This window comes from Novacetimonas hansenii JCM 7643 (assembly GCF_000964405.1).
Lineage (GTDB): Bacteria > Pseudomonadota > Alphaproteobacteria > Acetobacterales > Acetobacteraceae > Novacetimonas > Novacetimonas hansenii.
Genome location: NZ_BANE01000142.1, coordinates 1 through 11,077, shown reverse-complemented (window position 1 = coordinate 11,077; position 11,077 = coordinate 1). Strand labels below are relative to the sequence as shown.

Here is an 11,077-nt window from a genome sequence, read left to right as displayed (position 1 = left end):
TTAGAAAAAGCTTCACCAAAAACCTTTATAATTTCAGGGTGTTACCGATCCTGACTTTTCAAACAGTCTCTTATTTCTGTGTAACAGCGCCAGTGGCAGTGACAGCCGCCTTGGGCTGGGTTGTGCTGTCATTCGCAGGGGAAGCAAACGGGTCCGGCATGTTAAGAGTTCCAGCCAGCTTGCGCCACGCATCGGCATTCTGCGTATCGCCTTCCTTCTGCGCGCTCTGGCTGGCACGCAGATACAGTGCTGCCGCCTGCGATGCATTGCCCGCCTGTCCCGCCGCACGCGCGGCCACACTCAGCCCACGGGCCATATCGCGATATTCCACATGCGTCTGCCGGGCGGCAACCGCCTGCATCGCGTCCTGATACGCCGTCTGCGCATTCCCACCATCGGCAAGCAACCTGCGCGCCGTGATTTCCTGCGCATCCGCCAGCCATGACCATGCCGCAGTTTTCGGCAGTTGGGTAAAATAGGCCGCAACCTTATCCAGCGTCCCCCGGTCCCCCCGGGCATCGGCAATAATACCCGACAAAAGCTGCGCCTTCTCCACAATCGCGGGATCAGACGCGCGCGCGGCCGATGTCGCGCTGTTCGCGGCCTCATCAAAACGGTCAAGCCGGTAAAGCGCACCGGCCTGCACAAGGTCGAGCCCCGTATCATCGGACTGCGCCCCACGCACAGACAGCGCGGCACGGGTAGAGGCAATGGTGGTCAGGGCATCCTGTGGGCGATTTTCATCAAGCTGCACAACCGCAAGGTTATAGCCCGCATCCCCGATGGCGGCGACATCATCGCGCGCCAGCGCCCGGACACCTGCGGCACGGTACTGTCCCTCCGCCACCGACAGCCGGCCAAGGTCCACCGCGTCACGCCCTGTCTCCATATCCTGTGACAGGATACCGTCGGTAGGGGCTGCGACCTTTCCCCCGCCCCCGCAACCGGCAAGCACGAGGACCATGGCAACCGATGCCAGATAAGTTGCACGCATCATGGCTGCACCTTCCGCGGAGAGAGCCGGCCATGCGTCTTCGCAGGCGTGCCATGACCACCCAGCAGCCACATGCCGCGCAACTGGTCCACAAGCTGTTGCAGGCTGTGTGCTGTTGTCTGCGCCTGCACCAGAAGCACCGGAAGCTGCTGGCTGGCATCGTTGAGGTTCTTGGTAATGGCCGGAAGCTGGGGCGATGCGTTGCGCAGGTCGCCCGTTGCCTTCTGCACGTTGGCCATGCTGGCATCGGCTTTTTTCATGACGTTCGCCAATTGCCCCTCGATGGGCGTAAGCTGCGAAATCGTGGCATTCAGGGTGGTGATCGTCGTTTCCGCCTGACGGATCAGGTCGTCATTGGTCATCAGGCGGCCAACCGATCCCTTGCCCGCATGCATGTCCGTAATCGTGGCGTCCATCGTCGCCATCATATGCTGCGCATTGTCCAGCACAGGCATGATACGCGCCCGGATGTCGGCAAAGGTCTGGGTGATCGTATCCGCCGGATTGGGGGCGTTCGTCGCATTCAGGACAGCATAGCTCCAGTCCAGCTTGTCCCCCGTGCCACGGGAGATATCAATATAGCTTGCCCCTGCCACCACGAACTGCCGCCGGATCACGGCGGCGCTGTCGCGGCGGATATAGGGTTCGATGTCAGGATCAATTTCGGCAATCGCATACATGCCGCCAGACGGATTGATCCGCACCCGGCGGATCGTACCGGCATGAATGCCCATCACCTCCAGGTTGTCACCCACCGACAGGCCGCCCACACCATTTTCAGGCAGGACAATCCGCAGCCGCCCCGCCGGCGTCAGCCAGCTTCGCAGGACACCGGCCTCCAGCACCGCGCCGAACAGGATCAGCAGTGAAAAAAGAACAAGAACACCAACCCATTCATCCGCATAGCGGACACGGACAAGCTGACGGATTCCATAGGATTGCTGTTTCTGTGCCATTATATCACCCGCATGGGGAAAAGACCTTCATCAAGAAGGCGCATGTGAATGTTCACCGCCTTGCGATAGACACTCCATGACGAGGTATGCCGCGCAAGCCAGACCACACCGCATCCCCGGTCGCGCGCCGCGGTCAGGGTCTCTAGAAACGGAAGCACCATTTCCGCTGGCAGCATATCGGATATATCCTCCAGAACAAGCAGGTCGGGCCGCCCCATGAAGGCCCTGACGCATGCCGCCCGCGCAAGGTCCGCGGTGGACAGGTGGTCGGGCGTGCTGATCGGCAGGCCGGGGAAACCAAATCTTTCCCCCAGGACCGTGGCCGCCGCGACGACATCCTCCAACGCGTCCGTGGTGTGGTAAAGTTCCTGCATCATGATGTTCAGGTGGGTGCCAAGCATGTTGATCCACCCCCCCGCGCGCGGGATGCGCCCGATACGCCCACGCAGGGCATTAAGCTGCCGGTCCGCAAGCGTGCCCCAGTCCAGCCCCATGAACCTGCATGTCCCCTGCGACAGAGAAATCATGCCCGAACACAGGTCCGCGAACATCGCGGCACGCCCGGCATCGCGGCAGTCGATCACCGCGCAGTCACCAGGCATCAGCCGGAAATCATAGGGTACGGGCATCAGTCCCGTTTCCTCGAACGAGGGAACGACCTGACGCAGTTCCAGAAGGGGAGCGTTTGCCACCATCGTCAGAAATCCAGCATGAACAGGATGTTGACCACCATGATGAGCATGATGCCACGGGCGAAACCACGCGGCATCAATGTCGCGATCGTATCATTATTGCTGACGGTCAGGCCGGAAATACATGCCCCCAGCCCGACAAAAAAGCCAACGAGCAGGAATTTGAGCGGGATAATCAGATAATCCCACGTCGTCATCGCCGCCAGCACGTTAAAGAAGAACGTCCATACAGAGGAATTGATCGCCCCCGTCGCGTGCGCGACAAAGAAGCCCATCAGCAGGGACACCACCGCAAAGATTATCCCCAGCGAAAAACCACCAACCATGAAGGCAAAGGCGCGCGGCATCACCAGCGTCAGGAACGGGTCGAGGCCACGCGCCTGCATGGTCCGTACCTGCCCATTGAGCACCATCAGCCCGATTTGCGTCAGTGACAGCATGCCGCTGCGGCCCAGCAGGATGATCCCCATCAGGATGGGGGTGATTTCACGCACAAGGACAGAGACGAGGATCGAGCCCGTCATCTGCGCCATCCCGGCGAAACCCAGCCAGTACGCCGCCTGCGACACCACCATCAGGCCCGCAAGCGTGGCGGTAACGACCGTGCTGATCAGCCCCCCGGCGATAACCTGCCGCAGGCAACTGCGGAATTCAAAAATAACCGGCCTGCGCCACGCATTGGGACGCAGGCTTTCACGCAGGGTCCCCCATCCCGCCCCCACCAGCATGAGGGTAAAGCGCACCTGATGGCGTACGAAACGCCCGATCGCAGCAAGCCATGGCGCAACCCGCAGCAGGAAGCGTGTCACCGGCGGCGGCGCGGATGGCGCATCAGGCGCCGCCGTCCTGCCTGGCGCGGGCGTGGCCGATGGCCCCGCTGTCACCTCATGGAGTGTGGGATCGTTCGGGGTCATCGCCGTCCGGCCAGCACATATGTCCGCGTCAGCCCCAGACCCGGCACGAAGAAACGTCCACGTTCACGGAACAGGAACGACTGACGCAGGCTGAGGTACATTTCCTCCGTCACCTGGATCGTGCCCGCATCGGGCGCGCCCTGCGCCATCAGTTCGGCCATGCCCATGGCATCCCCCCACAGGTTGAATACCCGTGGTTCCTGCCCCAGCAGCCCGCCAAAGACCGGCCCGACATCAATACCGATGCGGAAAACCGGGTCGAGGTCAGCCTTCGCCAGCATCGACATCGTCACTTCACGCATCGAAAGCGCTGCATTCGCCATCCGCTGCGGCGCGCTTTTGTCCGGGGTCTTGGAACACCCGGCCACGCATACCAGCCGGTGGCCCAGCATACGGATCGAATACAGCCCGTAATGATGCGCGATCTGTTGAAGCTGCTGCGCCATTGCATCAATCAGCTTCAGATTTTCCGACGGGTCATTCTGCGACGTCAGCACCATATCCGACAGGCTGATGACCATGATCGCCACGGCGGGATAGAACCCTTCAAGCTTGGAAGGATCAACATCGAGCGGATAGGCACCATCAACCTTCAGCGAACCCGGCGGCACGAGGAAGCCCTGGCTGGCGTCGGGGGCTTCTTCTTCCACCTTCTCATTCTCGGCGAGTTCGGCGCGCGCGGCCTCGACCGCCGAATAATGCTGCGCGGAGAAGCGGGTCGCAGCGATACCCGCGATCATGTCCACAAAATGCGTCACCAGCGCGGCCTGCGGCGCATCCTCCAGCGTGATGACACCCACAGGTCCATTCGCCCCAAGGATCGGGCCAAGGAACAGGCTGTGGCTTCCCATCGAACGCATGTAAAGACGATAGAAATTGGCCGTGCGTTCATCCGTGGACGCATCGGCAACCAGCAGTGAATCCCCATGGGATACCGCATCGAAAAATGTCTTGAGTTCGCTGGTGGACAGTTCGAAGCCACCGGAATGGGCATCTTGCTGGCGGTCATATGAATCGATGCACATCAGCGTGGCACCATCATGCAGGATGCGCCATATCCCCGCACGCCGTGCCTGTGACAGGTCCACCAGGCTTTCCGTCAGGATCAGCGCGTCATCAGACGGATTGAACAATTCGGGATAGGACGCGACCGTCTGCAGCGAATGGCTTTCGTAATTGGAAATCGCGCGGAAACGTTCAAGGTCATGCTGCACATGTTCCGTCTTGCGTCCCTGCCGGAACAACAGCACCGCAAGGATGGAGGACATGATGACGACAAGGAACGCAAAGAACAGGTTCTGCCGTCCGTCGGCCTTGGCAAACTGCGCGAAATCGCTTTCGGGGGCGACAAGCATCAGCACCCAGTTCTGCGACGCAAGCGGCACCGGCGACAGCATGGTGATATAGTTCTGCCCCTTGTTGCGCAGGGTGCGTGTGCCATAACTGTGGACGCGGTACTGGTCGAATGCCTTGGACATCACCGGGTAATGCACCGGGTCCAGCAGCATCTTTTCCGGATCGCCGTGGGCTGCGACCTCGATCTCATGCATCTTGTGGCCCGCCAGCACATGTCCCGACTGGTCCAGCAGGACACCATGCCCGCTCTGCCCGATCTTCAGCGCATCGAGGAAGTCCGTCAGATGGCTGAGTGACATATTGATGGCATAGACATAGGTCTTGCCACTTGCGGTGGTGTAGGGCATGCCCGCCGAAATCGCCATCTGCTTGGTAACTTCGACGATATAGGGCGGGGTCCAGACCATCTTTCCCGCCTTGACCGCCTGCTGGTACCAGACATGAAGGCGCGGGTCGTAACCATTGGCCTTGGTCTTCTGCTCACTGACAAGCTTGCCGTTATCATCGAAGATATGATGGACGAACGTGGCGTCGGGCGTGCCCTTGTTCTGCAGCGATATCTGCTCCAGCCCCTTATTGTCGGGACCACGCTGCACCAGGCTGAAATTGCCGTCGCTGTCGGCAAGGTAGTATGACTGGATCTGCGGCACGTTGCGCAGCATGCTGCTGCTGTAGCCGTAAAAGATCTTGTCTTCGACCGTGGGATTGCCGTGCATCAGCATATCGCGCGCGATCACCGCCCCGGCGGAGGCCGGTGCGAGGAAGTTGTTCACTTCATTCCCGACATATTCCTGCTGGCTCAGCAGCAGGCTGTGGGTCAGGCTTAGCGCCCCGTTACGCACCGTGCGATAGGAGTGCCAGCCAACACCGGCAATCACGGCAATGACCATCAGGACCCCCGCGACGGGAATCCCCACATGGGTGACAAAACGCCTGAACTGATCGGAAGGGGCAACCGAGGGATCGACAATCTCGTCCGGGGACACTGCTCTCTTCCTGTCTTTACAATAACCTGACGCTACGCTGGTGTGATCCTAGATCATGCTGGCGCATACGGCCACACCCACAGCGCATGAAAGCGATGACAATGGGACAACGCAAACACCGATTACACCCGACATAGGTAAAAAAAACTTCAAGCCCGCCATAATGGGTCCGATATTTCATCGACAAACCGCGCATGGGCCGCGATTTCCGCCGCATCAGGGACAACACGCACCACGGCATGGCCTGCGGGACGGGTATAGTCATAGGCGGCACTTGGCGTGCCCCCTTCCTCCACCGACAGGCCGAGGCCACGCTGCCTGCCGCCGCTGAGTTCGATATAAACCTCTGCCAGCAGCTTGCAGTCGAGCAGGGCGTTATGGGTCGTGCGGGCTGAAAGGTCGATGGAAAAGCGACGGCACAGCGCATCAAGGCTGTTGGGCATTCCCGGAAAGCGTGCCCGCGCGATCTGCAACGTATCGACCATACGCGTCATCGCCAGTTCCGGCAGACCGGCGCGCCTGAATTCGGCGTTGAGGAACCCAAAATCGAAGGCCGCATTATGGGCAATCAGTTCGTCATCACCAATGAACGCCAGGAATTCGTCCGCAATCTGCGCAAATTTCGGCTGCCCCTCCAGATCCGCGCGGGTAAAGCCATGCACGCGCGACGCCTCCTCCGGCACATCGCGTTCGGGGTCGATCAGCACGCGGAAACTGCGGCCACTTGGCAGGTCGCCGATCAGTTCGAGGGCCGCAATCTCGATCACGCGATCACCGTTCAGCGGGTCAAGCCCGGTGGTTTCGGTATCAAACAGGATGGAACGCTTCATCTCCGGCCCCTTTCTTGTTCACGGCGCACCAGCGCCACCACCGCATGGACCTGCCGCCATGTCAGCGCGCGCGACAGCCCCGTGTAAATCACATGATCGGCCCGCGCCCGGCGTTGCCGGTCATCCATCTGCCGCGCGATGATGGCGTCCACCTGCGCGGGGGTCATGTGACCACGCGCCAGCACGCGCGCGCGCTGTACCGCGCAGGGTGCGCTGACGGCGATCACCCGGTCACACAACCGGTCCATTCCCGCCTCGTACAGCAACGGGATATCCAGCACCACCATCGGGCGATGGGCGCGGCGCGCGGCGCGCAGGAACCTGCGGCATTCATCGAACACCATCGGATGAATGATCGCCTCCAGCGCCCTGAACAATGCGGGATCAGCCACCACGGCACGCCGCAGGGCAACGCGATCCAGCCTGCCATCACGCACGGCATCAGGGACAAGCCGCCTGATCGCGGGCAGCGCCCGGCCGCCAGGCGCCTGCAGGCGATGCACGACGGCATCCGCATCAAATATCCACGCGCCCAGCCTGCGCAACATCGCGCCCACCGTGGTCTTGCCCATCCCGATGCCACCGGTCAGCCCGATAATGCTCATCCCGCCGGATCGGGTCCGATGCCCACGCATATCACCAGGCCGCGTCAGCGCCGCTCCCCCCGAAGGTCGGCATCAAGCAGTGCCTCCACCTCCGGCCCGATGACGGGGTCCGTGCCGAACCATTTACGAAAGCCCAGCCGCGCCTGATGGATCAGCATGCCCAGGCCGTCCACGTAACGCAGGCCACGCGCCGCCGCATCATGCAGCAACACCGTCTGCCGTGGGACATAGACGATGTCACACACCACCAATGTGGACGCCGCCCGCGCCAGATCGACCGGCAGGCCACCTGCCGGGCCGCCATCCATCCCCAGCGACGTTGTATTCACCAGCATGTCGCACCCCGGCAACACCGTATCGAGCGCATCCCACGGCGCAACATCGACCATCGTCCCCGCATCGGCGTCCGCGCGCATGGCATCAGCAAGTTCGTGCGCCCGTGCGGGGGTACGGTTGGCGATGGTCAATGCGACCCCACGGTCAAGCAGGCTGGCGGCAATGGCCCGTGCCGCCCCCCCGGCGCCAAGCAGAAGCGCCCGGCCGCCCTTCACCACAACGCCATGCGCCTCCACATTGGCGACAAAGCCGTCACCATCGGTCGAAAACCCTTCGATGGCCCCGTCGGGTGCGAAAACCAGCGTATTGACCGAACCCGACCGCCGTGCCGAACGATCCAGCCGGTCAACGATGCGAAAAGCCGCTTCCTTGTGCGGGATCGTGACATTCGCCCCACGGAACCCCGCAGCGCGCAAGCCATGCACCGCAACGTCAAACGCGCCGGGACGGACCGGCAGGGGCACATACGCCCCGTCGATCCCGTACTGCGCCAGCCAGAAATTATGCATCAGCGGCGAACGTGAATGTTCCACCGGCCAGCCGATCACCCCCGCAAGCGCCGTATGCCCGCCGATCCGGCGCGGCGCGGGCATGGCCGCGATGTCCCCCGCCTCGATATCATCAACACCGGCAGCACCAGTCCGGGGATCGAAAGCCTGCGTCATGCCCCCATTCCTTCCCATGCCTGTGGCAGTATCCGCGCAAGGCGCGCCGCCCATTCATCCTGCCCCTGCGGCGTTGCGATCAGGTCCTGACGCACCTCCAGTTCCAGATAGGCAAGGCCGCGCCCTTCTGCGTGGGTGGGAATGGTGTAATCACTGACATCCGTCAGGGCATAGGGTTCATTGCTGCCGATGACGAGGCCATCTTCGCGGGCAAGGACATCGCGGACCCGCAGGCCAAAGGCCGGGTTGCGGTTATGCAAGACACCGGCATGCCATGGACGGCTGACCCCATTCATTTCCGGCGTAAAACTGTGCAGCGCCACGAGGATGAGCGGCATGCCCGCCCCATGCCGCGCCGACAGTTCGGTTGCGATCCGGTTGTGATAGGGATGAAATATCTCCGCCACCCGTGCGCCTTCATCCTCGGCCGTCAGGTCAAGGTTGCCCGGCACCTGCGTGCCGTCACTTTCACGGACGATGGAGGTCGGGTGCCCCGGCGCGCGATTGCAGTCGATCACCAGCCGGGAATAGGCCTGCTCGATCAGCAGGCTGCCCAGACGTTCGGCCAGCGCCCGCCCCATTCCGGCGATTCCGATATCCCATGCGATATGGCGATCCCAGTCGTCATCCGCGACACCCAGCGTCCCCAGACGCCGTGGAACCGCGCGACCTGCATGATCGCTGACGAACAGGAACGGCGAATCGGGCCCGCGTTCCCCCTGCACCGTGGCGGAAGGGCCGAATTCAACCACCGGCGACGGATCTTCGTCCCCCAGAAGGCGCGTCATATTCATGGCGGTCCCGACAACTCCTGTCCGTGATCTTGCATTTTGGCAGACCCTACCGGCCACCGGCCCTGAACGAAAGGGGGCGCGGGCGATCTGTTTTCACGCCATGGGCCACTTTTGCATCATGATGGCGCCTCAGGACGCGATTGCACGCGCCGCCCCCCGTCATTAGGGTGCGTCGGTCGCGCCAGGGCGCGGCATCTACGGGGTCCGTTAAAGATGGCTGGGGCGCGACGACATGTCTGCAAATGAAAAGAACACCACCAACACGCATCAGGCAAACGCCCAGTGGGGCGGACGTTTCGCCGGGGGGCCTGCGGCCATCATGCAGGACATCAATGCCTCCATCAGTTTTGACAAGGCATTGTGGCGACAGGATATCGCGGGCTCCCTTGCGCATGCGGCAATGCTGGCGAAAACCGGCATCATTACCCCCACGGACGAAACCCGTATCCGCGAGGGGCTGAAGGACATCGCCGCGGAGATCGAGGCCGGTACCTTTGATTTCAGCACCGCGCTCGAAGATATCCACATGAATATCGAGGCCCGACTGTCCGAGCGCATCGGCGAGGCGGGAAAGCGCCTGCATACCGCGCGTTCGCGCAATGACCAGGTCGCGACCGATTTCCGCCTGTGGGTGCGCGACGCCATCGACGGGCTTGATGCGCAGGTTACTGCCCTGATCGAAACACTGTGCGCGCGCGCGATGGAACATGCCGCAACGCCCATGCCCGGCTTTACCCACCTGCAGACCGCGCAGCCCGTGACATTCGGCCACCACCTGATGGCCTATGTCGAAATGCTGGGCCGCGATCGCGGGCGGCTGTCGGACGCGCGGCGCAGGCTTAATGAATCCCCGCTGGGATCGGCGGCACTGGCGGGCACGTCCTTTCCCATCGACCGTGAAATGACGGCGCGCGCGCTCGGGTTCGACCGCCCTACGGCCAATTCGCTCGATTCCGTATCTGACCGCGACTTCGCCCTGGAATATCTCTCCGCACTGTCGATCATGGCGATGCACCTGTCGCGCCTGGCGGAAGAAATCGTCATCTGGTGCTCGGCCCCATTTTCCTTCATCCGCCTGTCCGATGCGTTCACCACCGGTTCATCCATCATGCCGCAAAAGCGCAATCCCGACGCGGCCGAGCTGATCCGCGCGAAAGGCGGGCGCATCACGGGGGCGCTGGTCGGGCTGCTGACGGTCATGAAGGGATTGCCGCTGGCCTATGCCAAGGACATGCAGGAAGACAAGGAACCGGTCTTTGCCGCGACCGACGCCGCTGCCCTGTCCCTGGCGGCGATGGATGGCATGGTGCGCGACCTGAGTGTCAATGCGCAGCAGATGCGGGCCTGCGCCGGTTCGGGATTTTCCACCGCGACCGACCTGGCCGACTGGCTGGTGCAGGTGCTGAAGCTGCCATTCCGCACCGCCCACCACGTCACCGGCCGCCTGGTGGGCAAGGCGGAAGCACGTGGCGTGGACCTGTCGCAACTGACGTTGCAGGAGATGCAGGCCGAAGAACCCGGCATAACCGCCGATATCTTCGACGTACTGACGGTGGAGGCATCACTGGCGTCACGCACCAGCCTTGGCGGTACTGCACCTGACAATGTGCGTGCGCAGGCCGGACGCTGGCAAAAGGCGCTGGCGGCGGAAAAAGAAGGGAAAAAGGCATGAACACCCGTCATGCATACTCCCGCGGGGCACACTCCCGCCGGGCACGCATGGCATGGGCCATGACGTGCATCATCGCGCTTTCGGTGGCAGGCAGCGTGCTGGGGGCCTGCGGGCGAATCGGCCCGCCCCAGCCTCCCGGCCCACGGTCGGACTTCACCTATAACCGGACCTATCCCGCGCCTGACCGTTAAGAGATTGTTTGAAAACACATCATTGATAAAAAACGAGAAAAGTTTTTGGGTGCCGCCTTTTTCCAAAAAGGCGGCGTCTTCTGAAG

The 11,077-nt window shown here is 62.2% G+C and carries 11 protein-coding genes; 2 read left to right on the top strand and 9 right to left on the bottom strand.

Going from position 1 to position 11,077, the window contains the following annotated elements; genetic code table 11:
- Positions 1-70: 70 nt before the first annotated feature.
- The 9 genes from B7G66_RS10480 to B7G66_RS10440 form a co-directional block, all read right to left on the bottom strand.
- Positions 71-997: a hypothetical protein gene (locus B7G66_RS10480; protein WP_064478807.1), complete on the bottom strand. Its 927-nt coding sequence runs from the start codon at positions 995-997 to the stop codon at positions 71-73.
- Positions 994-1,950, bottom strand: a complete 957-nt coding sequence (locus B7G66_RS10475) for an MlaD family protein (protein WP_003618437.1) — start codon at positions 1,948-1,950, stop codon at positions 994-996. The genes B7G66_RS10480 and B7G66_RS10475 overlap by 4 nt, the downstream gene beginning before the upstream one ends.
- Positions 1,950-2,645 carry a P-loop NTPase family protein gene (locus B7G66_RS10470; protein WP_003618435.1) on the bottom strand — a complete coding sequence of 232 codons (696 nt, stop codon included), beginning with the start codon at positions 2,643-2,645 and terminating at the stop codon, positions 1,950-1,952. Before B7G66_RS10470 ends, B7G66_RS10475 begins: the two co-directional genes overlap by 1 nt.
- Before the next feature lie 2 nt (positions 2,646-2,647).
- Positions 2,648-3,556: an MlaE family ABC transporter permease gene (locus B7G66_RS10465; protein WP_003618432.1), complete on the bottom strand. Its 909-nt coding sequence runs from the start codon at positions 3,554-3,556 to the stop codon at positions 2,648-2,650.
- Complete coding sequence (locus B7G66_RS10460; protein ID WP_003618431.1) at positions 3,553-5,898, bottom strand: adenylate/guanylate cyclase domain-containing protein; 2,346 nt, start codon at positions 5,896-5,898, stop codon at positions 3,553-3,555. The genes B7G66_RS10465 and B7G66_RS10460 overlap by 4 nt, the downstream gene beginning before the upstream one ends.
- A 149-nt stretch (positions 5,899-6,047) precedes the next feature.
- A complete protein-coding gene (dnaQ, locus tag B7G66_RS10455; RefSeq protein WP_003618429.1) occupies positions 6,048-6,728 on the bottom strand; it encodes a DNA polymerase III subunit epsilon in 681 nt (226 codons plus the stop codon).
- A complete protein-coding gene (coaE, locus tag B7G66_RS10450; RefSeq protein ID WP_003618427.1) occupies positions 6,725-7,333 on the bottom strand; it encodes a dephospho-CoA kinase in 609 nt (202 codons plus the stop codon). Before coaE ends, dnaQ begins: the two co-directional genes overlap by 4 nt.
- 44 nt (positions 7,334-7,377) lie before the next feature.
- Positions 7,378-8,262, bottom strand: coding sequence for a shikimate dehydrogenase (locus tag B7G66_RS10445; protein ID WP_040511710.1), 885 nt, complete (start codon positions 8,260-8,262; stop codon positions 7,378-7,380).
- Between the two features lie 68 nt (positions 8,263-8,330).
- Positions 8,331-9,128, bottom strand: coding sequence for an N-formylglutamate amidohydrolase (locus tag B7G66_RS10440; protein WP_003618421.1), 798 nt, complete (start codon positions 9,126-9,128; stop codon positions 8,331-8,333).
- A gap of 232 nt (positions 9,129-9,360) precedes the next feature.
- Here B7G66_RS10440 and argH point away from each other — a divergent pair, with 232 nt between their 5' ends.
- Positions 9,361-10,800 (top strand): argininosuccinate lyase, encoded by a 1,440-nt coding sequence (gene argH, locus B7G66_RS10435; protein ID WP_003618419.1) that lies wholly within the window; start codon positions 9,361-9,363, stop codon positions 10,798-10,800.
- Complete coding sequence (locus B7G66_RS17390; RefSeq protein ID WP_003618417.1) at positions 10,797-10,991, top strand: hypothetical protein; 195 nt, start codon at positions 10,797-10,799, stop codon at positions 10,989-10,991. Before argH ends, B7G66_RS17390 begins: the two co-directional genes overlap by 4 nt.
- The last annotated feature ends 86 nt before the right edge of the window (positions 10,992-11,077 follow it).